This is a genomic window from Dyadobacter ginsengisoli DSM 21015 (assembly GCF_059568735.1).
The window spans coordinates 1,218,027-1,239,795 of sequence record NZ_JCANTY010000001.1; the positions used below are offsets into that span (position 1 = coordinate 1,218,027).

The 21,769-nt window shown below is 49.7% G+C and carries 24 protein-coding genes; 11 read left to right on the plus strand and 13 right to left on the minus strand.

The features are described 5' to 3' along the window. Positions 1 to 104 precede the first annotated feature (104 nt). The gene (locus BP71_RS04400) at positions 105 to 767 is read left to right on the plus strand and encodes a TlpA family protein disulfide reductase (RefSeq protein ID WP_496377003.1); all 663 of its coding nucleotides are present in this window, start codon (positions 105 to 107) and stop codon (positions 765 to 767) included. On the opposite strand, the gene BP71_RS04405 is transcribed toward BP71_RS04400, so the two are convergent. The 4 genes from BP71_RS04405 to BP71_RS04420 all read right to left on the minus strand — a co-directional run bounded on the left by BP71_RS04405 (position 768) and on the right by BP71_RS04420 (position 2,983). Then, positions 768 to 1,571 (minus strand): GNAT family N-acetyltransferase, encoded by an 804-nt coding sequence (locus BP71_RS04405; protein ID WP_496377005.1) that lies wholly within the window; start codon positions 1,569 to 1,571, stop codon positions 768 to 770. It lies immediately after the preceding gene. A gap of 28 nt (positions 1,572 to 1,599) precedes the next feature. Beyond that, complete coding sequence (locus BP71_RS04410) at positions 1,600 to 2,139, minus strand: hypothetical protein (RefSeq protein ID WP_496377007.1); 540 nt, start codon at positions 2,137 to 2,139, stop codon at positions 1,600 to 1,602. Then, positions 2,136 to 2,612, minus strand: a complete 477-nt coding sequence (locus BP71_RS04415) for an RNA polymerase sigma factor (RefSeq protein ID WP_496377009.1) — start codon at positions 2,610 to 2,612, stop codon at positions 2,136 to 2,138. The genes BP71_RS04410 and BP71_RS04415 overlap by 4 nt, the downstream gene beginning before the upstream one ends. Positions 2,613 to 2,734: 122 nt before the next feature. Continuing rightward, positions 2,735 to 2,983 (minus strand): DUF6883 domain-containing protein, encoded by a 249-nt coding sequence (locus tag BP71_RS04420; protein WP_496377011.1) that lies wholly within the window; start codon positions 2,981 to 2,983, stop codon positions 2,735 to 2,737. Between the two features lie 62 nt (positions 2,984 to 3,045). On the opposite strand from BP71_RS04420, the gene BP71_RS04425 reads away from it, so the two are divergent. Beyond that, positions 3,046 to 3,885 carry a sulfurtransferase gene (locus BP71_RS04425; RefSeq protein ID WP_496377013.1) on the plus strand — a complete coding sequence of 280 codons (840 nt, stop codon included), beginning with the start codon at positions 3,046 to 3,048 and terminating at the stop codon, positions 3,883 to 3,885. 48 nt (positions 3,886 to 3,933) lie between these two features. On the opposite strand, the gene BP71_RS04430 is transcribed toward BP71_RS04425, so the two are convergent. After that, positions 3,934 to 4,812 carry a c-type cytochrome gene (locus BP71_RS04430; protein ID WP_496377015.1) on the minus strand — a complete coding sequence of 293 codons (879 nt, stop codon included), beginning with the start codon at positions 4,810 to 4,812 and terminating at the stop codon, positions 3,934 to 3,936. Positions 4,813 to 4,990: 178 nt separating this feature from the next. Here BP71_RS04430 and BP71_RS04435 point away from each other — a divergent pair, with 178 nt between their 5' ends. Together BP71_RS04435 and BP71_RS04440 are read left to right on the plus strand one after the other, a co-directional pair. Beyond that, positions 4,991 to 6,004, plus strand: a complete 1,014-nt coding sequence (locus BP71_RS04435) for a helix-turn-helix domain-containing protein (protein WP_496377017.1) — start codon at positions 4,991 to 4,993, stop codon at positions 6,002 to 6,004. Continuing rightward, positions 6,001 to 6,534, plus strand: a complete 534-nt coding sequence (locus BP71_RS04440; RefSeq protein WP_496377019.1) for a YceI family protein — start codon at positions 6,001 to 6,003, stop codon at positions 6,532 to 6,534. The genes BP71_RS04435 and BP71_RS04440 overlap by 4 nt, the downstream gene beginning before the upstream one ends. Before the next feature lie 7 nt (positions 6,535 to 6,541). Here the strand turns inward: BP71_RS04440 and BP71_RS04445 are convergent, their stop codons facing one another. Beyond that, positions 6,542 to 6,802: a hypothetical protein gene (locus tag BP71_RS04445; RefSeq protein WP_496377021.1), complete on the minus strand. Its 261-nt coding sequence runs from the start codon at positions 6,800 to 6,802 to the stop codon at positions 6,542 to 6,544. 234 nt (positions 6,803 to 7,036) lie between these two features. On the opposite strand from BP71_RS04445, the gene BP71_RS04450 reads away from it, so the two are divergent. Further along, the gene (locus BP71_RS04450; protein ID WP_496377023.1) at positions 7,037 to 9,367 is read left to right on the plus strand and encodes a CotH kinase family protein; all 2,331 of its coding nucleotides are present in this window, start codon (positions 7,037 to 7,039) and stop codon (positions 9,365 to 9,367) included. 36 nt (positions 9,368 to 9,403) lie between these two features. Here the strand turns inward: BP71_RS04450 and BP71_RS04455 are convergent, their stop codons facing one another. The 3 genes from BP71_RS04455 to BP71_RS04465 all read right to left on the minus strand — a co-directional run bounded on the left by BP71_RS04455 (position 9,404) and on the right by BP71_RS04465 (position 11,382). Then, positions 9,404 to 10,273, minus strand: coding sequence for a tetratricopeptide repeat protein (locus tag BP71_RS04455; protein WP_496377025.1), 870 nt, complete (start codon positions 10,271 to 10,273; stop codon positions 9,404 to 9,406). Positions 10,274 to 10,440: 167 nt separating this feature from the next. Further along, positions 10,441 to 10,674: a hypothetical protein gene (locus BP71_RS04460; RefSeq protein WP_496377027.1), complete on the minus strand. Its 234-nt coding sequence runs from the start codon at positions 10,672 to 10,674 to the stop codon at positions 10,441 to 10,443. Between the two features lie 78 nt (positions 10,675 to 10,752). Next, positions 10,753 to 11,382, minus strand: coding sequence for a pyridoxamine 5'-phosphate oxidase family protein (locus tag BP71_RS04465; RefSeq protein ID WP_496377029.1), 630 nt, complete (start codon positions 11,380 to 11,382; stop codon positions 10,753 to 10,755). Between the two features lie 79 nt (positions 11,383 to 11,461). Here BP71_RS04465 and BP71_RS04470 point away from each other — a divergent pair, with 79 nt between their 5' ends. Continuing rightward, entirely contained in the window at positions 11,462 to 12,931 is a 1,470-nt protein-coding gene (locus BP71_RS04470; RefSeq protein ID WP_496377031.1) for an aminotransferase-like domain-containing protein, read from the plus strand. Between the two features lie 25 nt (positions 12,932 to 12,956). Beyond that, positions 12,957 to 14,168 (plus strand): MFS transporter, encoded by a 1,212-nt coding sequence (locus tag BP71_RS04475; protein WP_496377033.1) that lies wholly within the window; start codon positions 12,957 to 12,959, stop codon positions 14,166 to 14,168. Here BP71_RS04475 and BP71_RS04480 read toward each other — a convergent pair. Next, positions 14,163 to 14,531 (minus strand): helix-turn-helix domain-containing protein, encoded by a 369-nt coding sequence (locus tag BP71_RS04480; RefSeq protein ID WP_496377035.1) that lies wholly within the window; start codon positions 14,529 to 14,531, stop codon positions 14,163 to 14,165. The genes BP71_RS04475 and BP71_RS04480 overlap by 6 nt on opposite strands. Positions 14,532 to 14,658: 127 nt before the next feature. On the opposite strand from BP71_RS04480, the gene BP71_RS04485 reads away from it, so the two are divergent. Beyond that, positions 14,659 to 14,937: a hypothetical protein gene (locus BP71_RS04485; protein WP_496377036.1), complete on the plus strand. Its 279-nt coding sequence runs from the start codon at positions 14,659 to 14,661 to the stop codon at positions 14,935 to 14,937. Between the two features lie 170 nt (positions 14,938 to 15,107). Here the strand turns inward: BP71_RS04485 and BP71_RS04490 are convergent, their stop codons facing one another. The 3 genes from BP71_RS04490 to BP71_RS04500 all read right to left on the minus strand — a co-directional run bounded on the left by BP71_RS04490 (position 15,108) and on the right by BP71_RS04500 (position 19,328). Next, a complete protein-coding gene (locus BP71_RS04490) occupies positions 15,108 to 15,659 on the minus strand; it encodes a pyridoxamine 5'-phosphate oxidase family protein (RefSeq protein ID WP_496377038.1) in 552 nt (183 codons plus the stop codon). A 51-nt stretch (positions 15,660 to 15,710) separates the two neighbouring features. Then, the gene (locus BP71_RS04495) at positions 15,711 to 17,735 is read right to left on the minus strand and encodes a heavy metal translocating P-type ATPase (protein ID WP_496377040.1); all 2,025 of its coding nucleotides are present in this window, start codon (positions 17,733 to 17,735) and stop codon (positions 15,711 to 15,713) included. Between the two features lie 153 nt (positions 17,736 to 17,888). Continuing rightward, the gene (locus BP71_RS04500) at positions 17,889 to 19,328 is read right to left on the minus strand and encodes an aminotransferase-like domain-containing protein (RefSeq protein ID WP_496377042.1); all 1,440 of its coding nucleotides are present in this window, start codon (positions 19,326 to 19,328) and stop codon (positions 17,889 to 17,891) included. 177 nt (positions 19,329 to 19,505) lie between these two features. Here BP71_RS04500 and BP71_RS04505 point away from each other — a divergent pair, with 177 nt between their 5' ends. Genes BP71_RS04505 through BP71_RS04515 form a run of 3 tightly spaced genes read left to right on the plus strand, consistent with a single transcriptional unit; the run spans position 19,506 to position 21,742 of the window. Next, on the plus strand, positions 19,506 to 19,976 hold the full coding sequence (locus BP71_RS04505; RefSeq protein WP_496377044.1) for a DUF1572 family protein: 471 nt from the start codon (positions 19,506 to 19,508) through the stop codon (positions 19,974 to 19,976). 7 nt (positions 19,977 to 19,983) lie between these two features. Further along, positions 19,984 to 20,346: a nuclear transport factor 2 family protein gene (locus BP71_RS04510; RefSeq protein ID WP_496377046.1), complete on the plus strand. Its 363-nt coding sequence runs from the start codon at positions 19,984 to 19,986 to the stop codon at positions 20,344 to 20,346. A gap of 1 nt (position 20,347) precedes the next feature. After that, positions 20,348 to 21,742: a pyridoxal phosphate-dependent decarboxylase family protein gene (locus BP71_RS04515; protein ID WP_496377048.1), complete on the plus strand. Its 1,395-nt coding sequence runs from the start codon at positions 20,348 to 20,350 to the stop codon at positions 21,740 to 21,742. Positions 21,743 to 21,769 lie beyond the last annotated feature (27 nt).

Sequence of the window (21,769 nt, forward strand, 5' to 3'; positions counted from 1 at the left end):
GTGGCGGAATGTTTGTGAGCCGAGTAAGTAAATTCGCTTTATGTCTGCTGGCGGTAACCGGATCCGCCAGATTTTCAGCTTTTTGTCAATCCGACGAGCCGAAAGTGGTTCGATATAATGGAAAGGTGAGCCAGCAAATCGTCATGACCCGGAATTCGCCGATCATCGATCACGCGACGGGAAAACGGATCAGTTACGAGACGTACGACAACATGCTTAAACGGAGTCCGGGCCTGTACAAAACCCAGCCGATTTTCGACAAATACGGGAAAGCTTCATCTTTTGAAATCATCAAAAAAAGCCAGTTGGATATTCAGGAAGATGGCTCGGTGATGAATAACCCCGACCTGATGCCGGAAGTAGGTGAGCCGATCGCCCCGTTCGTCATGCGTGGGCTCGACGGGAAAGAATATGATTCGGAAAAACTTCGTGGGAAGTACATTTTAATCGGTTTTTGGGTGCGCTATGAGAAGCCGCTGTATACGCTCGCCAGTACGAAAGTAATCACCAGTTTCGTGGAAGAGAACCGGAGCAGAGGGGTCGAGATCGTCTCACTGGGTACTACGCTGAATACCCGGGAAGAATGCCTGGAAGCGATCCCGAAACGGAACTGTGGCTTCATTCCCGTTCCGGAATCGTATGGTTTCAATCACCGATACAAGATCAGCGAGACGCCCTATTTCATATTGGTCGACCGCAAAGGAATCGTCAAAGCCATGGCTCCGCATACCGAATTCTCGAAAATCAGCGAGCTGGTACTGCGATGATCATCCCAATGCGCCGCTGATGCGATTGTAAAGGAGCTCCGGATGCCAGCCCCTGCGCGGGCCGAGGATCATCCGGCGGGAGGTCCGGTACATATTGTATCCCATATTCTGAAGGTGTTTTAAACCCGCGGCATTGTCTATGGGCAGGATCGCCACCGGCCTCGCCGGGGCGCGTAAGTGCATCAATGCCGATCCGGCGGAGTCGGTGGCTGCAATGATCGGCCCGTCGCTCCAGGTGGGCAGGTAAACACCCTGCAACTGGTCATGGGAATCGATAAACAGGAACGCATCGGTCAGAAATTCGGCCATGACGCCCCGCCTGTCCTCGCCGGACACCATGCGGTCGAGCGCAAAAGATGCTTCGCGATAATGTTCGCTAAATGGGTGGATATGTGCGGATTGAGGCTGTTTGGAGAAGTGCTCTTCCCTTCTTAAATGCGCATATTGCCCTTCCACTTCAAAGCCCTGCTTCAAATACACCGGATAACCAAACTCTGTGGCGTCGAGGTAAATCGTCGGATAATGGTTTCGGTCGACGCTCCCGATGAGGTTGCGGGTAATGGCGCTGCCCAGGCCTTTGTTGCGATGTCCGGCGTGCGTGATAATGCACGCGAGCCACACAGTATCGGCATGAAAAATGGTGGTGCCCACAGCCACGAGCTCTCCATTTTCCTCGATTTTGATTGGTTTACAGCATTCGGATTTCAAAAAGTATTGAAATCGCGGGCGGATATCTCCCCACCCCTCGGGTTCGATGGCGGGGAGCTTGGCAATGTCTTCTTCGGTAAATTCCTGACAAATCATGGCATGGATCGTTAATCCTGCTAAAATGTCAAAAATCTGCTTCCAATTGTCTGAAATGCCTTATTTTTCTTTGCCAGCTAATCCATGAATAGTAGAATAGCAGCATGGATGCTACTATTAATGCACTCAAAATGATGTATTTATGCTGATCAAAGACGATTTTGGATGTGAAAAATAACAGAAGTGATACCGCGTAACTGGCGGACGTTATCAAAGACAAGATGGCCATGTGTTGCAATGCGCGGGTGTGGCGCGTGAGGGAGTCTCGGATGTTGCCGGCCACAATAGGGTTTTGGATGCGAAAATAGCCCACTGCGTTGTTCAGAATAAAGAGACAGATACTGATCACGAGCAGTGTGTTGACGTAGAAAGGTTTGTCTGCTCCATCGAATCCGTCGTAATACACAAACAGCAGAACGCCCAGCATTACGATTTCTGAGAGCATTTTGATACGTAGCTTTTTCAGCGTGGGGTGGTTACGGACGCGTGTCATCATCGCGAGTTCCTTCTCGGAATAGAACGCCCCGCCTGCTTGCTGCCAGCCTGATTTCAATTCATCGATATTCATAGTTTCTTTTGATTTAAAATGTTCTTGAGTTTTTCCTTGATACGGTTGAGCTTAACGCCCACATAGTTTTCTGAAATGCCGGTGATCGAGGCGATCTCGGTATATGAATAATCTTCGAGGTAAAGGGATATCAGAGCGCGGTCAGCCTCGCCTAATGTGCGTAAGGCGCGGAACATCCATTCTTCCCGCTCGGTGTCCGGGGCCTCGGGTTCCGCAAGGTCGGGTGGGTGTTCGGCGAGAGAAACGGGCGGACGTTTTTGGCGGTAGGCGGCCATGGCGGTGTTCAGCGCGATCCGGTAGATCCACGTGCTCACTTTTGCTTCTTGCCGGAACCCCGGAAACGCGCGCCACAGCTGGTACACAATCTCCTGGAAAAGGTCTTGTTGGTCTTCCCGTGAGTTGCGGTACATACGGCTCACCTTGTGAATGATACGCTGGTGTTCGCGGATGGTTTCCAGAAAAATTTTCTCCATGATTTGAAATCTTTCCCAATAGGTTGCAGAAATCAGAAAAGACTTACAGTTGCACTAAGTTTTTTGTCGCTGAGAATGCAATATATCCGGGAGTTAGCGAACTTGGAATGATTATTCGGATTTCAAAAGGGTGTTTTTCCTTCCATTTTTAAAGTACTATTCTTGTAGGCCGGATATTTAAGTGTATGATACGGTTGCCGGGTGTTTGGAAGAGAATAGCCAAACTTACAAAAAAACACTGCGTTTGATTTCTCTTCATGATGCGTGTAGTTCAGCGGATAATTTTCTACTTTGATTAATGGGACGACGGCTTGCAAGCAGTCCGGCAGTCTGACCATTAGTGTGTGGATGAAAAGATCAGCAATCACCATAGAGAGGTGACTTTTCGTCAAAAGTCACGTTATTTACCAAAGTTTTTTAAAGGAACCGGCATATGAATATCATCACCACAGACCAGCTCAAAACCTTACTGGAAAAAGAAGACCCCATTGTGATCGACGCAAGGGGAGGAATCGACGCCCTGGAACGCTACAATGCGGCCCATCTCGAGAATGCGCAATTTGTAGACCTCGAAACGGACCTGTCCGAAAAAACGGATGACCCGTCAAGCGGAGGGCGGCACCCATTGCCTAAGCCGGAGGATTTTGGACGGTTTTTAGGGATTCTGGGTATTAGTCCGTCTTCTACGGTGGTGGTGTATGATGATAAAAAGGGCGCTAATGCCTCGGCGCGTTTCTGGTGGATGCTTAAGGCGGCCGGGCACGAGAAGGTGTATGTGGTAAGTGGCGGGTTAGATGCGATCGTGGAAGCAGGGATCAAACTGACCGGAAAAGCGGCGTCATTGCACGCACTTGAAGATTACCCGATTACCGGCTGGCGTATGCCGCTGGTGGATGCGGAGGATGTAGCACTCGCGGCGGCAGATCCGGAGTCAACCGTGATCGATGTCCGGGAACACTACCGCTATGTGGGCGAAAGCGAGCCGATCGACCTTGTGGCTGGACATATTCCGGGAGCAGTTAACATCCCTTATACATCGAATTTGAATGAAAGAGGGGAATTTATGTCGCCCGGAGAACTGGCTGCGAAGTATAAAGAAGTATTGACAGACAAGGATCCGCAAAAGGTGATCGTTCATTGCGGTTCGGGTGTAACGGCATGCCATACTTTGCTTGCATTGGCTGAGGCCGGCTTGCACGGTGCAAGCCTTTATGTGGGCTCGTGGAGCGAATGGTCGAGATCCGAAAGGCCTGTTGCCACAGGAGAAGAATAATACAGCCGACAGCCGTGCCGGCGTGTGAATGCCGGCACGGCTGTCTTTTTATTGAATAGACCGGAGATATTGGTAAAGCGAAGCAAGCTCCACCTGCGTGTACTGCGCGGTCATCTTCCAAGGCATATCCTCATTTTTCAGCACGTGCCCTTCCGGTGTTTTTCCCGTTCTGAGCGTTGCCATAAACTGCTGCTGCGACCACTTCCCTACGTGGCCGGTTGATGTAATGTTGGGCACGGGCGGAAAGCCTGGCGCCAGTGGCTCACCGCCCCTGAAATTCTCCCGATGGCAGCCCGTACACGATACAGCGAGGTATTTCCCCTGTGCTATGCCTTCGGTTGAATCGACCTTTGCCACCATGGGCCGTTTGTGGTTGATTTTCTCCACCGACAGCAATGGCATTTTGTCCAGGTAGCTCATCACCAGGGCAATAGGTCCGAGATCGTTGGCCGGCAAGGCGTGATCGACGTTCGGGACTTGCCGGCAATAGGCGATCAATGCAGACATGTCTTGCTGAGAAAGCAACGTGGTTTCGTGGGAAGGCATAAAAAGCAATGGAGTACCGTCCTGATGCACACCGTGCCGAAGCGCCGCCAGCCAATCGGATGTCCCGTAGTCTTCGGGTAAACCTCCCTTTCCGTAGGTCAGGTTGCCGGCGACGAGCCTGCCGATAGCGGCATCTTCATTCATTATCCTGCCTTCAAGATTGGTTCCATGACAGTCCTGACAGCCTTTTATGGCAACCAGATGCCGCCCCCGCGCCAGGGAAATGCTATCGGCGGGTAACGTGATGTTCTCTTTTTCAAAAACATAGGATTTGGTCATCCGGCTTTTCATCGTTATGGAAATTAGCGCATAACCTGCTGCCAGCAGCAATGCAATGCTACCGAGGACAATGCCTGTCCATTTTAGAACTTTACGTATCATGGCGTGATGGATTTTTTGCAAAATTGGGCCGGTGTGATACGGAATCACCTACGCAAAACGGATAAAAAACTACGACGGACGGATTTCGTCGATTAATCGGGCCGTTCACTCAGAAAGTCGAATCTAATGCCTTAGAGCAGTCTTATTTTCGTAGAAGCATATCAAAGAACCCGAGACAATGGCTACTACTATCCAAACTGCCGACGTATTAGATTTCAATGCATTTCCCAACCCGCAGTCGGTAAGGCCGGGTGCGAAGATTCCCAATCCGGGAGAATTTATGACACGTTATCATCCAAAAGTGGGAACGCTGAAATTCAAGAGCCTGATCTTTTCGCATATGCATGTGATGAACCTGCATTGGAAAGCGGTGGAGCATGTCAGGATGTGTGATCAGACGCCCACCAGCACGATCAATATCAACTTCCACATGGCGGGTAATCTGAACACCGTATTCGACGGCATCAGTCATGTGCTGAATATGAAGCCCGGCAGGCACAATCTCGTTTTTTCACCGGACGGCGGGGAGGTTAACGAAGTGGCGGCCGGCGATTCCCTTGAAATGTTTCACATCAGCCTGGATAAAGGTTTCTTTTCCGATGTGATAGGCTGCGATGACCGATGGAGCGAGAAAGTACAGGAGAACCTGCTGCATGGTCGCGCCTTTTCGGGCTTTACCGGGACGCTGGGCGTGACGCCCTCCATGCAATATCTGATCCGTGAGATAAAACAGTGTGAAGTGTCGGGCGCGATGCGAAACCTGTTTGTGCAGTCGAAAGTACTCGAACTGCTGGCATTGCAGATCGATCAGTTTCGCGGGCAGGGCGACGTGGTACACCGTATTCCACATTCGGATGCAGAAAGGCTGTATCAGCTGAAAGAATTTCTAGATGCCCGTTTCCTTGAGGAATTTAGCCTGGCGCAGCTGGCCCGTATTTGTTTGCTGAATGAATTTAAAATCAAAAAAGGATTCCGGGAATTATTTGGAACGACTGTGTTCGGGTATCTCCGCAAGTTACGCATGGACTACGCCGAGCGGTTGCTCCTCGATTCATCCTGTACGGTAGAGGACGTGTCCGATGTGTTGGGATATGAACACGCGCAGCATTTTTCAACGGCTTTCAAGAAGTTCAGGGGAATAAGCCCTTCCGCGATCAAGTCGGGTCGAAACCTCACCAATATGTTGAAATGACAAAGAGAAAATATTTAACACTGATCAGTCTATTGATAATGAGTGCCTGCGCGTTTGCCGCCATGTCGGAGTGGCGTATCGCGGAGGGCTATTCAATCCGTTTCGACGGGAAGTACGCGCACGGTATATTCCGTCAAATGCAGGGAACTATCCGGTTTGACCCTGCGGTAATAGAAGACGCCTATTTTGAGGTTTCCGTAGATGTGACTTCCATTGATACCGGCATTGAGCTTAAAAACAAGCATGCCCAAAGCGACAAGTGGTTTGACGCAGCAAAATATCCGCGCATTACTTTCCGGTCGAAATCGGTTGCCAGAACGGATACCGGCTTTGTAGTCAAAGGTGATCTTGAACTGAGGGGTGTCAGGAAAGAGATTGCGATACCTTTCGGATTTCGGCAGTACGAAAGGCAGTCGCAGTTTTATGGAAAATTCAAAGTGAACCGGGGAGACTTCGGTATTGGTAAAGTCAATGGCAGAGAATCCGACTCGACCTCCATCGAAGTGACAGTGCCGGTCACCGCATTTTGAATACCGGCTACTTCCCCTTGAGCACGTCCAGCTGTCTCAGCAATGATTGAAGTGCTTGCTCAGCAGCTTTTAACGATTGTACGTCCGCCGAATTGGCGACGCTATCGGCCGGGTCGTTCAAATTTTTTGCTTCTTCCATCACCTCTGGGTTTTCACGGTTTTCCGGTGACAGTTCAATAGATTCGGCCAGGTTCTTTTTTTCAAATTCGATTTGCTGGCGCTTGGAAAGGATTTTTTCTTCAAGGTCTTTTTTCGATTGCAGGTTCATGGTCATGCAAGGATTTGATGTTGACTTTTCCCGGAAAAAATTGAGCCAGCACCGCCTGCTCATTCCCCGTCCCGCCGATGTACCGGTGTAGTTTTCCGGATGGCAGACCGTTAAATTAATAAGATTTCGAAATCGCCGTTTTGACTGGTAATTTCCATAAAATTGCCGTATGATAATTTACAGTGCTATTTATGAGGAACTTGCTTAATGTTTATTACTTAATATCCCAAGTTTATGAGACACCATATACTACTTTTATTCGTAATCGGCGCCCTGGATGCGAACATTGGCTTATCACAAAGCTTAACGACGAACCTCCCAATCGTGGTGATTAATTCGGACCAGGAGATCCCGGATGAACCTAAGGTCGGAGCCAGTATGAAGATAATATTCAACGGCGATGGGCAGATTAATTCCTATAGCGATATCAACAATCCTGCCAGCCTGAACTACGATGGTCGGATAGCTATTGAAATAAGGGGCTCCAGTTCACAGCTTTCCCCTAAAAAGTCTTTCGGTTTTGAAACGCGGCAAAACGATAATGTCTCAAACCGGAATGTTTCGTTGCTGGGTATGCCCAGTGAGAATGACTGGATCCTGAACGGACTGGTATTTGATCCGTCGTTACTCCACGATTACCTGGCATACAGCTTTTTTAGGAATCTCGGACACTATGCAAGCAGGACGGTTTTTTGTGAACTATTCATCAATGGCGACTATCGGGGCGTATACATGCTGCAGGAGAAAATTAAAATCGATGGTGACCGGGTGAATCTGATGGAAATGTCGGTGACCGATAATGCTAATCCTGCTGTGACGGGTGGATACATTATCAAGGCCGACAAGACGACAGGCGGAGACCCGGTCGCTTTTGTGATGGATGGAAATCACCTGAATGGTTATGACGAGACCATTGACTTCATTCATGATACACCGGAGCCGGCGGTCATGACCGATCCGCAAAAAACTTATATTGAATCTGTCTTTCGTGATCTCGAAGCGAAAACGGCGGCGAACAATGCGGCTATTTCAAACGGATACCCGTCTATTATCGACGTTCCCACTTTCATTGATTTCATGCTCGTCAGTGAATTGGGAGGCAGTATCGACGCCTATAAATACAGTACTTACTATCATAAGGATAGAAATGGTAAGCTGCGGGCAGGGCCGGTGTGGGATTTTAACTATGGATTTGGATTAGTAGGCGGAACACCCGACTGGCGATCTCAACCTTCCAACTGGCAGTTTGAGAACGGTAATAATGAAGGACCAAAGTTTATTCGTCAGCTCTTTTACAACACAGAATACCGGTGTTATTTGTCACGGCGCTGGAATCAAATGACCCAAACGAATAAAGTGTTGAACACAAATGTTATCAACGGCGTGATCGATACAATGAAGAGCTGGCTGGCCGGTGCGGCTTCGCGGGACAATGCGCGATGGGGAACTATCGGGAATTTTGACGATCGCATTAATTACCTGAAGCAATTCATCCAGGATCGTTCAAACTGGATGACCGCAAACATTGGTTCATTTAGCAATTGCGTAAATCCGGCTTTGCCACAGCTGGTGATCAATGAGATCATGTACAATCCGCCGGCGGGAGCATTCGGCACGAGTAACGATCAGGAATATGTTGAGATAAAGAACAATAGTAATGCCGCGGTCGACCTTTCCGGACTGTACTTTGCAGGACTGGGGCTGACTTACCAATTTCCGGCCGGAAGCTCCCTGGTTGCCAACGGGTTATTGGTGATCGCGAGTAACAGTGCCGTCTTTGCGTCGAAATATGGCACGCAACCTTTTGGACAATTCACAAGAAACCTCTCAAATAAGTCGCAAAAGCTTACATTATCCGATGCCTTCGGTAATATCATTGATGAAGTGGAATACATGGACAGTGCTCCATGGGCAACCACAGCGGATGGAGGAGGCAAATCCCTGGAGTTATTGAGCCCTTCTCATGACAATGCGAATGGCGCGAACTGGACAGTCCGGGCAGCGAATGGAGGAAGCCCGGGCGTCGATAACTTTGGCCCGCTTCCGGTAAAGTTGACTTCCTTTACGGTTTCTGTTGAAGATTCGCAGGTATTATTGAACTGGGGCGTAGCAGAAGAAACGAATTTCAGCAGCTATCTGATTGAAAGTAGCCAGGACGGCAAAATGTTTGTCAAAATAGGAGAGATTGCGGGACAGGGAAAGGCATCATATCAATACCTCGATGCGTTCCCGTTTTCGGGTAACAATTATTACAGGCTGAAATGCCTGGATCTGGACGGGACTTACGCGTACAGTAAAATAGTGACAGCCCGAATTGACGGAGAGGATGGTTTTGAGCTCTATCCTAATCCAGCGGAATCTTATCTGGAAGTCAGATCGAAAAGTTTGAAAAAGGAGCTTACGGGTTTTGACATCTTTGATAGCCAGGGAACTCAGCTTCTCAGGAACACTAAGCCCAATAACAAATCCTCTATAGACATTTCCGGATTGCCCTCAGGCGTGTACATTATCCGATGCTCGCAGGATACTGGTTTAAGGGCAAAACGGTTTGTAGTTGCCAGGTAATGGATCACGGCGGGCCAGTACTTATTGGTTGGCCCGCTATTTCATATTCAAAGCCCTTTTCAAAAAACCGCCCAGAAAACTCGCGGCAAAAGTCAGGATCATCGCTCCGTACAAACTGAAATTTTCGAGTTCCTGCCGGGCATCGTGGTCGGGTAACGCGGTGAAGAGAAAATAGCCTGCGAGTAGCAGAACGCATTGCATTACAGCCAGCAGCCAACCCTTGTAAGGCTCCGCAAAGCCGATCGAAATCGCTGAAAATACTGCAATGAGGTATGGCAGGTGAATACTTTCGGCATTTTTAACCACGTACAGGAGCAATGCGCTCGTCAGGATGATCACGACCATATTGATCACAATCCGCTTGTCAAAAAATGGCTTATTTGAAGCAGCGGGTTTATCGGATGAAGTTTTCAGCATTTCAGACAGTTTTTTTTCATATTCCAGATCAGCTTGTGCCTCGCTTTGGCGGTTAAGTTGCAATAATGCCTGTGCCCGCCAACGATACGGCGCGGCGTTTTGCTCCCCAGCCAAACTGATCGCTTTGTTGAGCGCAATGAGCGCTTCATTAGCCTTGTCTTGTTCGAGATACAGTTTGCCCAATTCCAAATGGAGCGTATATACCTGGTCGTCGAAGCTGAGGCCGGTAGTAATGTCCCGGAAGGCCGCTTCTGCGTTGCCTCGTCCTTTATCACAAAGTCCGCGATACAGGTAAGCAATGCATGATTTTGGTTTTTGCCTGATTTTTGAATCGAAATAGGCGTAGGCTTCGTCGAGTTTTCCGGCCTCGAAGCGGGTAATGCCTTCGGAAAGAGCGTCTTCCTCTTTTTCAGATCGCGTGCGAAGGTCGGCGTAATTTCTCAGGTAATAGATGTAGCCGAAAAAGGCGATTACGACAAGGAATTCCATGTTTATTGCAAATTAAACGACCAGCTTTCATTGAATGCCAAAGTTGGTCACGGTTGTTTGCAATTCAAAGATGAAATGAATGTTTTGCCATTCGTAGAGGGTAAAAAACAAGGGGACGGTCATATTGCAGACTGCCCCCCGGGGTTTGATATTAGAATAAAGAAATTTCAAATCAATATGGCCATGTCCGGTTCCGATCCGTTTTCCTGGGGAGGCAGGGAATAGGTCAACGCGATCCGCTGGCCGGTATGTTCTGCCAATTCCAGCAACTGAAAAACTTTTTCTTCTCCTTCAATCCGGAGCGCCTGGTACAAAATGTTTCCATAGTTAAATTCCTTGGAACCGAGTCCATTTTTGAGAGCAGCCAACTGATAGCGGTCGAAAATTTCCTTTCCAGTCATGAGGTGCAACATTGGGGTTACTATTTTGCGTGAGTTTGCCGGAAAGATGCCCGGATCGGCCCCAAAGTTGCATCGAAGTTACTTTAAATGTTCGGGTAACGGAATGTTAACACTGAAATCATCCGCCACCGGGAGTCCACGCCTCGTTTCCAGCGGGATAATCCCGGACCAGATCGGCAGGGCCAGGTCTTCGGGCTCGTCTTTGGGCATGCCGTCGCGCATTTTCGCCGATGCCTCGTCGAATGAGAAAGCAAGGGCGGTCGTTTTCCGGACTTCGCTGTCCGTCATCGGGCGGAGATAGTCCCAGCTGTTCGGGACGATCTTGTTGGTGAGCCATTCAAATGCCGCCTTTTTGGTCGGCAGGTCTTCCACTTTTTCCGCCTGGGAAAAAATAATGACCGACCGGTAGTTAACGGAATGACTGAAAGCCGATTTCGCCACCACCAGCGAATCGGTGAGCATTACGGAGATACACACGGGAATGCCTTTTTCAATTTCCCTGATGAAGTGGCTTCCTACGGACCCGTGGATGTAAATTTTGTTTTCATAGCGGACAAAGGCCGTCGGGATCGAAAACGGCCTGTTGTCCACCGCATAGCTAATAGTGCAAAATAATGCTTCATCGAGAATAGCGCAGATCGTTTCCTGCTCGTAATGGGTGCGTTTGGCCAGACGACTGGGTACCAGATAGGGTGGCGGTGTGTTCATGGTCTTTGTTTTTCTTCAAAAATATAGTTTAATTGGCCTACTGTTTTGATCCAATGTTTTAAATTGTAGTGGTCCAATTATGATGAACGTCCTGTCCACCCTGATCACACCCGAGAAAGGAGGGAAATTGCCGGTGTATATCCAGATCGCGAACCAGTTGATGGGTCTGATTAAAAACGGGACGCTGCAATCGGGGTACCGATTGCTGAGTACAAGGCAACTGGCTGCCGTGTTGAAAGTACATCGGAGAACGGTGGTGCAAGCATACGACGAGTTGCTTGCACAGGGCTGGCTGGAGAGCCAGACGGGAAACGGGACATTTGTGGCAAAAAATCTACCGGAAATCCGTCCGTTGCCGGCACCCACGCGGGAGGTACCGAACCGCGACCCTTTGAAAAAAGCAGGATTTCGTTTCGAAAAGCCGCCGCATTTGGATCGTCCGGTATTAAAGGCAGGGTCGCGCCTGCATCTCGACGATGGTTTCCCTGACCCGCGGTTAGCACCATTGGAAGACCTCTCACGGGCGTACCGGAGTCAGCTGTTACATGGCAATTCCTATGTAAGGCTGGGCTACGGGGACACCAGCGGTACCAGCTGGCTGAGACAGGAGCTCTCCACTTATCTGAATGAGACCAGGGGATTGAAAACCACTGCAACTAACATCCTCATAACCAGAGGAACCATTATGGGTATGTATCTTGCCGCAACGAGCCTGCTCCGTCCGGGAGATTGTGTGGCAATAGATGCCCCGGGCTGGTTTGGAGCAACCATGAATGTCACACAGGCGGGCGCACGGGTGTGTTATGTGCCTGCGGATGAGTATGGTATGCAAGTAGATGTGCTGGAAGAGCTGTGCCGCAGACAGGCCGTGAGGATGGTGTACGTCACGTCGCATCACCAGTACCCGACGACCGTTGCATTGAGGCCCGAAAGGCGTATCAAGCTGCTGAAACTGGCAGAGGAATTTGGCTTTGTGATATTCGAGGACGACTATGACTATGATTTTCACTATCTGAGCAAGCCGCTCTTGCCCTTGATCGGCGCCGACCCTGCCGGGATGGTGCTCTATTGCGGGTCATTTACCAAGACCATCTCGCCGGCATTCCGGATCGGTTATCTGGTGGGGCCTGAGGACATTATTGCGCATCTGGCCTCGCTACGGCGTATTATCGACCGTCAGGGTGATACGATGTTGGAGAATGGGATCGCAGAGCTCCTCCAGACGGGCATTATTCAGCGGCATCTGAGAAAATCGGTCCGGATTTACAAGCAACGCCGCGATTTTTTCTGTGATTTGCTGAGAACGGAATTGCGGGATGCGGTGCATTTTCAGGTTCCCGATGGGGGAATGGCGGTCTGGACGCGGTTTGATCGGCGCATTAACATTGCAGCACTCGCAGCGAACGCGGCTCAACGGGATCTGTATTTCTCTAACGGAAAAGTATCCGGATATCCGGAGGAGTTCAGGAACTATATCCGACTGGGTTTTGCTTCTTCTGATCAGGGTGAGCTGGAAGAGGCTGTAAAGATTATTAAAGATTTGCTATAAAAGCCGACCCGATGGTCGCAAGCATATGATCCGCAAGATTATTAACACCTATCGTACATCGTTCAGCGGTCTTAGCCGCGAAACCTGGTTGCTGAGCCTGGTCATATTAGTGAATCGCTGCGGCTATATGGCTGTGCCTTTTATGAGTATGTACATTACCCAAAGTCTTCACAGGAGTATCGAGGATGCGGGACTGATTATAACTTTGTTCGGCGTGGGGTCCGTGCTGGGTGCGATGGCGGGCGGCTATCTGACCGACAAGCTCGGTTTTCAGCCTGTTCAGATCGGAAGCCTGGTTTTGAGTGGCGTCTTTTTCGTTCTATTCGGATTTGTCACGGATTTTACGTGGCTATGCTTTCTCATTGTCATCCTTAGTTTTTTTGTAGAAGCATTCAAACCGGCTAATCAGACGGCGATCGCAGCGTACTCAACACCGGAAAATCTGATACGATCTTATGCGCTGAACCGTCTTGCGACCAATGTCGGTTTCGGCTTTGGCACCGGAGTGGGAGGTTTGCTGGCAGCGATCGACTATCACCTGTTGTTCTGGGTCGACGGAGTGGTGTATGTCCTGGCCGGTATATTGATCGTCATTTTGCTGCCAAAAAGAAAGCGGATAGTAAAAACTGAATTGCCTGAAAGCAGCCAGACGGGAGCAGGTTCGCCCTGGCGGGACGGATTTTTTGTGCGTTTTCTTGTGATGGTGACGCTTTATATGTTCTGCTTTGTGATGCTTTTCAGGCTCGTGCCCGTTTACTGGAAGGAGGAAATGGGGATAGGTGAATCGACCATCGGCATTTTGCTGGGCATGAACGGATTGATCATTGCCGTATTTGAAATGATCCTGGTTCAGAATCTGGCCAACCGAAAGCCGGACTATTTCTACATGGTAGCCGGCCCTGTTTTCAGCGCGGTAGCGTTTCTTGCGTTGGTGATACCGGAAATACTGCCGGTGGTGCTGGCTGTGGCTACGGTTTTGCTTTTTACCGTTGGCGAGATGCTTGCATTCCCTTATCTGAGCACATTCGTTATGAACCGGGCCAGTGACCTGAACCGTGGGAAATACTCTGCCGCTTATTCCGTAGCTCAGGCAACTGCGCAGATCATCGGACCGGTAGTAGGGGCTTACGTGGCGGGACATTGGGGGTACAGCGCGCTCTGGATCCTGCTCATTGTAATCAGCGGTACCTGCGCACTGGGCTTCCGGGCGTTGTTCCAAAGGACAATCGCACTATGATGGTGCCTGATCCTCAGTCTCATCGGTCTTTTTTGCTTGTTCCAATTGCTCTTTCAGGCTGTTGATCCGTTCAGCTTCCAGTTCGAGTGCTTTGCGCTGAAGGTCGATGAGGTCATCCTTTTTGATCATGATATACTGTTCGCGGGGCTCCTCGAACATGGGAACTTCGCCAACCAGTTGTGCTACCGTAGTCTCAAAAAGCTCCGCCATGAGCCGCAGTTCTGCCAGCGAGGGGTCGTTTCGTCCCGTTTCCCAATTGGATATAACCGCTTTGCCGGATTTTTTTAATGCCTTTGCCAATTTGTTCTGGTTCCAGCCCGCCAGTTCACGGTATTTCTTGATTCGTTGTCCGACGATTGACATTTAGTTAGAATTTTAATATAAAAATACTTGACTTGGTTACAGTTGCTTTGTACTTTTGTTTAGATCAAAAGTTACCGTTTTTGATAAAGCGCAAATTACAATTTTTTACACACACCGTATAGCACTTATGACCGAGCTGCAAGCCAGAGTCTCCGAGTATGGTGGTCTTTCCATTAAGGAGCGCCTGTTAATCAGGTTTATGAAATCAAGAAATATTGTAGGGAAAAACTGGCGGGGTGTGCTCGCAGAGCAGGACCCGTTCTTCAACACCAAGCTGGGTGGTGACTATCTAACCTCTGTGGCACAGGCAGTTTCGGATAGTAGCCGGGGCAATGTGGACCGGATCGAGCGGGTTACAGTTGCGCTTGAAAAGGCTGCGGGCATTCCGCCCGTTCCGGTCGTGTGATGGTCAGGGCTGGATAGCGTTGTGCCGCGATTTCTGAATTGACTGTGTGAATTATCAGTGTATTCTGGGGAGCGGACGATGTGATTATTCCAATGTATTAACGGTTTTTTTACCGGTTCCCGGGCCGTTTTTTGTGTCAGATGGTTGAGATAAATTGAACCTTTGTTTTTCTATCCGGCAGGATCGAAAATACCGGTTTCGAATCCATCGAAGCTGGTGACGTTTTTTCGTCCCCAATATTCATGAATGCCGTCAGGGCCCTGTTTTTCTGCCCATTTGTTGAGTTCTTCCCGCTCATGGTTATAATCCATGAACGGGACAGCCATGCCGCACGATGTCTGAACAATTTCGACATGGATGTCGATCAGTTGCCGCGCACCCACCAACGGAGGAAATAAATGGAAATATTCGTCCCATTCCGGATCCCGATGGTGGTAGGCACGCGCGTGCCCGTAGAGTCTCAGAATGAGCGGTTTGCCTTCGAAAGCACAAAACATGACTGTAATGCGGTCGTTTTGAAGCAGATGCGCAGCAGTTTCGTTGCCGCTCCCTGTTACATTCAGCCACATTACCCGGTTTGGGCCGAGGATCCGGAAAGAGTCCATGCCTTTCGGGGAAAGGTTAACTGTGCCCGTAGCAGCAGCGGTAGCTACGAAGAAGATTTTTTGTATGTTGATAAATGCCTGTAATTCAGGAGTGATCTGATCTATTTTTTTTCCCATTGTGAAGATTGATGATTAAACCGGAATTTGCCTTGAGAATGTACCAATGCGCTAGACCTTTTTACCCTGTATACGGTACGCATTCAGGATGGCGAGCAAGGCCACGCCTACATCGGCGAAAACGGCTTCCCACAGCGTGGCGACACCGCCGGCGCCCAGCACCATAACTGCTATTTTAACTCCCATGGCGAGGGAAATGTTCTGGTAAACGACCGCTTTCGTGATCTTTCCGATCTTAATAGCTGATACGATTTTGGAAGGCTGGTCATTCTGGATCACGATGTCGGCGGTTTCGATTGCGGCGTCGGAACCCAGGGCTCCCATGGCGATACCCGCATCTGCGAGGGCGATCACGGGTGCGTCGTTCACGCCATCGCCTACGAACGCGATCATTTTGCCATCATCTTTGAGTTTTTGAACAATGGCGACTTTGTCCTCCGGCAATAAGCCGCCATAGCTTCGGTCGATGCCTAGCTGCTGGCCGACGTTGGCGACCATAGCTGCCTTGTCCCCCGAAAGCATTACAGTGCCGATACCCAGTTTCTTCAATGCGGAAATAGCCCCGGCAGCGTCTTCTTTGACTTCATCGGCTATGGTGATATAGCCCGCATAGGCTCCGTCAATGGCTACGGCGACAATGGTTTCGGGAATGCCGGTCAGATTTTCAGGGTAGCTGACCGCCTTTTTGTCCAGTAGTTTCAGATTGCCTGCGAGAATTGTTCTGCCGTTGACGATTCCGCTCAGGCCGTGGCCGGCGATCTCTTCTACCTGAGAAGGAGCTGTGAGACCGGTGCCGTCAGCATATTCTGCGACAGCCCGTGCAACCGGATGCGTGGAGTAGCTTTCAAGTGAAGCGGCAAGTGCCAGGAAATCGGCTTTGTTGCCCACAGATTCAACTTTCTGGACTTTAAAAACGCCCTTGGTAAGCGTACCTGTCTTGTCGGAAACTACGGTGTCGATTTTGGTAATTACATCGAGGAAGTTGGCGCCCTTGACCAGAATGCCGTTGCGGGAGGCAAGTCCGATGCCGCCAAAATAACCCAATGGAATCGATATGGTCAGCGCGCACGGGCAGGCGATCACCAGAAAAACCATTCCCCGGTAGAGCCATTGATCAAAATTGTACTGTGTGACAAAGAAAAAAGGCACCGTGATGATCAGCAAGGCCAACAAGAAGACAATAGGCGTGTAGATCCTGGCAAGGCGGCTGATCAGCAATTGGGTAGGGGCCTTTCTGGCACTGGCTTCCTGTACCATTTCCAGTATACGTGAAAGTTTGGAGTCCTTGAACAATGCCGTTACCTCAATCTCCACCGTTTTGTCGATGGCAATCATTCCGGCCAGTACTTTTTGACTCCCGGCTATAACATCCGGCTTCGGTTCGCCCGTCAATGCGGCGGTATTGAAAGTGCCAGTTTCTGAGAGTAATACCCCGTCAAGCGCGACCTTTTCACCGGCCTTCACCAGGATTTTCTCTCCGATTATAACGTCCGTGGGGGATACCTGTCTGTTCTTGCCATCACGGATCACCGTGACGCTGTCGGGCCGGATGTCGAGCAGCGCCTTGATCGATCTTTTGGAGCGATTGACGGCGATATCCTGAAATAGCTCTCCAATTTCATAGAAGATCATCACTGCGACGGCCTCACTGAACTCTCCAATGTAAAACGCCCCGAATGTGGCGATCGTCATGAGGGTGAATTCATTGAAAAAATCACCACGGCCAGCTTTTCTGAATGCCAGCGCGACTGTCTTGTTCCCTGCCAGCACGTAAGCGATCAGCATGAGGGTTATTTCGACCAATCGGGGTATGGGTAGTTTAACTACATAATTCAGTATCAAGAATATAGCGAGGATGGCGAGGCTTAGCCAAAGCATCCAGCGGCTTTTTAGAACGCCCGCGTCTGCGCCGGTTCCGTGGCTATGGCCATCATGATCATGGTCGTGATCACCGTGGTCATGGTCACCATGAGAATGACCGTCATGCTTATGAACAGGTTTGGCGGATGAATGTGTTTCTGTCGAGCAGCAATCGTCAGTATGTTGATGTGTGAAGGTTTTGTCGTCGAGTTTCATAATGCAATTGTTCAATATCGGATGGTCAATCAGGCTGCCGGCGTACCGGATTTATTTCCAGCGGGATCGCTACAAAGGTAGGTTACAATGCAGTGCAACAGGGTTACAAGTGCTGAAAATCAATTAATTGCAATATTGTTGCGCGTTTTTACCTTATACGGACATGAGCTTTATGAGTTCTCCCAGTTTTTTCAATCCCGTATCGATCAGCGCTTTGTAAGGCGCGCCGAAGCTGATCCGGATGTAGTTGCCGAACCGGGCGTCGGTACTGAAAATCTGGCCGGGCGCGATACTGATACTTTCCTGAATTGCATTTTCGAAGAGTTCGAATGCATTTACTTTTTTGTTGAGTTCGATCCAAAGCACATAACCTCCCTGCGGCCTGACGACCCGGGTATCCGGCGGGAAATAGTCGGCAATCGCTTGTAAGTAGCGTAGGCATTGGGTGTGTAGCGCCTTCCGAAGATGGCGCATATGCAGATCGTATCGTCCGGTTTCAAAAAAGTTGGCCACTGCCGCCTGGGTAGGAGTGGCGGAAGAGACCGTATGTAGTAGTTTGTTGCTCAGTACTTTGTCCTTGAATCGGCCGGGGATGCACCACCCAACACGGTAACCTGGTGCAAGCGTCTTCGAAACTGACGCGCAGAGCATGACCATTCCGTTTTTATCATAGCTTTTGCAGGTTCGTGGCCTTGTTTTGCCGAAATACATTTCACCATAAATATCATCCTCGATCAGTGGGATCTCGCGGACAGCGAGCATTTCCACGAGTTGCTTCTTTCGGTGGTCGGGCATGAGCGAGCCGGTCGGATTCGAGAAATTAGGGACAAAAAGCACTGCCTTGACGGGTATCGTTTCGAGCGCCTGTTCCAGGTATTCCAGATCGGCACCATCATCGGGGTGGCAGGGGATTTCGAGGACCTTCAATCCCAGACTTTTCATGATCGTGAAGATCCCGAAATAAATAGGGCTTTCGATGGCTACCGTATCGCCTGGTTCCGTGACGGCCTTGAGGCAGAAAATAAGCGCTTCCATACAACCCTGCGTGGTGACAACATCGTCCCCGGTGATATTGCCGTTCCAGTTGAAAGCATAGCGGGCGATTTGCTTGCGAAGTTGCAAGTTGCCCTGAATCTCTTCGTATTGCGTACAGCTTGTGGGGCTTTTGCGGATGGCCTCAATCATCGCTTTGTTGAGCTTGGCTTCCGGTATCAGTTCGGCGCTGGGCGCTGAGACAGAGAGACGGATAATGCCCTCGCTGGTCATGGTTTTGTACACTGTACGGATCATCTCGTCTACGTTGGCCTTTTCAATAACGGGCTCAGCAGGAATCGACCGGATCCTTTCGGGCGCATTCAGTGGTGAAAAACGAACAAAATACCCCGACTTTGGCCGTGCCTCGATCACGCCTTTGTTTTCCAGTTCAACGTAGGCCTTGAATGCGGTGCTGAGACTGATCCCCTGCTCTTTGCTCAGCGCCCGGAGTGATATGAGTTTGTCACCGGCTTTCAGGATTCCCTTTTCGATCTGTACCATGAATCGGTCAGCGATTTGCGAATAGAGGAAATCCTCGCGGATGGATTCTTCAACCATGAAATAAATACGATAAATCTGTTATGCTTCAAAATAACAAAAGTGAATCTGTTTTATTACATTTAACTGCTGGAATTTTGTGCCGGTCAAATCGAGAGGAGTTGTGAAAAGCAGTCTGAGAGCATATTAACCAGAGGTATAAATTAAAGAATAGCGGATCAACAATTACAGGGACTCATGAGTAACGACACATTCATCACATTATACAGTCGGGATTTGAAAAAGCTCCGGCAGGAAATTGCGGCTTATACCTCCGAAACGGCCCTGTGGATTCAGTTGCCAGGCACGATCAACCCCGGAGGTAATTTGTGTCAGCATCTGATCGGCAACCTGCGCACATACGTCTGCCTCACGCTGGGTGGGCACACGTATACACGTGACCGGGACGCTGAGTTCAATAGAAAGGTATTTGTCCAAAAACAGCTGCTGTCTGAACTGGACGTGCTGCATGACATGGTGATTGATACATTGGAGCGCCTCAGCGAACATCAGATGCGATCCGAATATCCCCGCGAAGTACTCGATATGTTTCCAGAACAGCGCGTTGATCTCGTTCTCAGTCATTTACTGGCACATCTGTCCTGGCATCTGGGCCAGATCAACTACCACAGGCGCTGGGCCACGCAAATGCAAGCAGCACAACAATAAAGTATATATGAATTGGACTCAAGACTCTGCTCAATCCTTTGCCAGGCAATGGATTGACGCCTGGAACAGCCGTGACCTAACGGCCATCATGCGGCTCTATGCCGATGATATCGTTTTCCAATCTCCCTACATTATTAAACTCGGAATAAATGAAGAAGGGCTTATTGACAGCAAATCCGAGCTGGAAACCTATTTTTCCAAAGCGCTGTCCGTCTATTCTGACTTGCATTTTGAGTTGTATGAGGTGCTTTCCGGCGCAAGTTCAGTGATTTTATGCTACAAAAGTGTTAATAATCGAATGGCCGCGGAGCTTATGCAACTCGATGCGGAGGGCAAAATCAGTTTGGTAAAAGCACATTACAATCAATAATATGTTCGAATCTTTTGAAAATGAACTAAGTAACCTGGATGAGATCCTCGTGCAGGTCAAGAACAGTAGTTTGGAATTTCTGGAAAATCTGGCTCAACGGCCGACCAGTGCGGTTGATCAGGAGGTTACGGGCGAAACCCTGCGCGAACAGGGTACCGGAGCGTTAGGGGCATTGGAAATATTCGAGCAACAATACCGAAAACTGCTGGTGGCCAGTGCCGGGCCGCGTTACTGGGGATTCGTGACGGGTGGGGCTACTCCGGCCGGGATTGCTGGCGATTGGCTAACCACCGTGTACGATCAGAATACACAGAGTGTCCAGGGAGAGGGGGATGTCTCGGCAATCGTGGAAAAGGAGACGATCAGGTTGCTTTGCCAGCTGCTGCGTCTGCCGGAGCATTTCACAGGCGGCTTTGTGACAGGTGCTACGATGTCAAACTTTACAGGGTTGGCTGTGGCGAGGCAATGGGCCGGGGAAAAATCGGGCCGGGACATTTCGCGACAAGGGGTGGGTGGAGATATGGCCATTATGGCTGCAACACCTCATTCATCGGTAATTAAGTCGCTGTCCATGCTGGGAATCGGCAGCAGTAATGTCATGCGGATTAAAACGCTTCCGGATCGCGAGGCAATAGATGTGCACGACCTGGAAACCCGCTTACTGCAAAATCAGAATAAGGCTGTGATTGTCAATTGCAGTGCGGGAACCGTGAATACGGTCGACTTCGATGATATCGCAGCCATTGCTGCATTGAAAAAGAAATATGATTTCTGGCTGCATATCGACGCCGCTTTTGGTGGTTTTGCGGCCTGTTCTCCGGAACACCAGCACCTTTTAAGCGGCTGGGAGCACGCCGACAGCATTACTATCGACAATCATAAGTGGATGAATGTGCCCTACGATAGCGCGATCTCGCTCGTACGGGAGGAACATATCCGGTTGCAAGTGCGTACTTTTCAAAACTCCAATGCGCCTTATCTGGGCGATCCGTCCGAAAATTTCTCCTATCTCAATTTTCTGCCCGAGAATTCACGGCGTTTCCGCGCATTACCGGCCTGGTTCAGCCTGACTGCTTATGGCCGTGAAGGGTTTGAGCAGATCGTGGCAAATAGTGTTGCGCGCGCGGCACAGTTGGGGAAGTATATCGACGAAAGCGATCATTTCGAGCTGGTGGCGCCAGTCAGGCTCAATGTGGTATGTTTCAGGTTGAAAGCAACGATTGAAAAGATGCCCCAGTTTCTTCGAAATCTCAACCGGCGGGGAAAGGTTTTTATGACCCCGACTTTGCTGCGGGGTGAACCTGCGTTACGAGCGGCATTTGTGAATTACCGTACGTGTGAAGAAGATGTGCAGATCGCTATTCATGAAATGGAAGAAGTAATGGCAAGCCTGTGATTTTCCCGGGCAAAACTGTATATTTAG

What these genes read in the sequence shown, in the direction of transcription:
- BP71_RS04460 (WP_496377027.1), bottom strand. Translation starts at nt 10,674, where the DNA reads ATGACTGGAAAGGAAATTTTCGACCGCTATCAGTTGGCTGCTCTCAAA.
- BP71_RS04420 (WP_496377011.1), bottom strand. Translation starts at nt 2,983, where the DNA reads ATGGTGATTGCTGATCTTTTCATCCACACACTAATGGTCAGACTGCCG.
- BP71_RS04465 (WP_496377029.1), bottom strand. Translation starts at nt 11,382, where the DNA reads ATGAACACACCGCCACCCTATCTGGTACCCAGTCGTCTGGCCAAACGC.
- BP71_RS04485 (WP_496377036.1), top strand. Translation starts at nt 14,659, where the DNA reads ATGACCGAGCTGCAAGCCAGAGTCTCCGAGTATGGTGGTCTTTCCATT.
- BP71_RS04480 (WP_496377035.1), bottom strand. Translation starts at nt 14,531, where the DNA reads ATGTCAATCGTCGGACAACGAATCAAGAAATACCGTGAACTGGCGGGC.
- BP71_RS04405 (WP_496377005.1), bottom strand. Translation starts at nt 1,571, where the DNA reads ATGATTTGTCAGGAATTTACCGAAGAAGACATTGCCAAGCTCCCCGCC.
- BP71_RS04415 (WP_496377009.1), bottom strand. Translation starts at nt 2,612, where the DNA reads ATGGAGAAAATTTTTCTGGAAACCATCCGCGAACACCAGCGTATCATT.
- BP71_RS04505 (WP_496377044.1), top strand. Translation starts at nt 19,506, where the DNA reads ATGAGTAACGACACATTCATCACATTATACAGTCGGGATTTGAAAAAG.
- BP71_RS04455 (WP_496377025.1), bottom strand. Translation starts at nt 10,273, where the DNA reads ATGGAATTCCTTGTCGTAATCGCCTTTTTCGGCTACATCTATTACCTG.
- BP71_RS04475 (WP_496377033.1), top strand. Translation starts at nt 12,957, where the DNA reads ATGATCCGCAAGATTATTAACACCTATCGTACATCGTTCAGCGGTCTT.
- BP71_RS04490 (WP_496377038.1), bottom strand. Translation starts at nt 15,659, where the DNA reads ATGGGAAAAAAAATAGATCAGATCACTCCTGAATTACAGGCATTTATC.
- BP71_RS04430 (WP_496377015.1), bottom strand. Translation starts at nt 4,812, where the DNA reads ATGATACGTAAAGTTCTAAAATGGACAGGCATTGTCCTCGGTAGCATT.
- BP71_RS04450 (WP_496377023.1), top strand. Translation starts at nt 7,037, where the DNA reads ATGAGACACCATATACTACTTTTATTCGTAATCGGCGCCCTGGATGCG.
- BP71_RS04495 (WP_496377040.1), bottom strand. Translation starts at nt 17,735, where the DNA reads ATGAAACTCGACGACAAAACCTTCACACATCAACATACTGACGATTGC.
- BP71_RS04445 (WP_496377021.1), bottom strand. Translation starts at nt 6,802, where the DNA reads ATGAACCTGCAATCGAAAAAAGACCTTGAAGAAAAAATCCTTTCCAAG.
- BP71_RS04500 (WP_496377042.1), bottom strand. Translation starts at nt 19,328, where the DNA reads ATGGTTGAAGAATCCATCCGCGAGGATTTCCTCTATTCGCAAATCGCT.
- BP71_RS04510 (WP_496377046.1), top strand. Translation starts at nt 19,984, where the DNA reads ATGAATTGGACTCAAGACTCTGCTCAATCCTTTGCCAGGCAATGGATT.
- BP71_RS04515 (WP_496377048.1), top strand. Translation starts at nt 20,348, where the DNA reads ATGTTCGAATCTTTTGAAAATGAACTAAGTAACCTGGATGAGATCCTC.
- BP71_RS04470 (WP_496377031.1), top strand. Translation starts at nt 11,462, where the DNA reads ATGATGAACGTCCTGTCCACCCTGATCACACCCGAGAAAGGAGGGAAA.
- BP71_RS04435 (WP_496377017.1), top strand. Translation starts at nt 4,991, where the DNA reads ATGGCTACTACTATCCAAACTGCCGACGTATTAGATTTCAATGCATTT.
- BP71_RS04425 (WP_496377013.1), top strand. Translation starts at nt 3,046, where the DNA reads ATGAATATCATCACCACAGACCAGCTCAAAACCTTACTGGAAAAAGAA.
- BP71_RS04410 (WP_496377007.1), bottom strand. Translation starts at nt 2,139, where the DNA reads ATGAATATCGATGAATTGAAATCAGGCTGGCAGCAAGCAGGCGGGGCG.
- BP71_RS04440 (WP_496377019.1), top strand. Translation starts at nt 6,001, where the DNA reads ATGACAAAGAGAAAATATTTAACACTGATCAGTCTATTGATAATGAGT.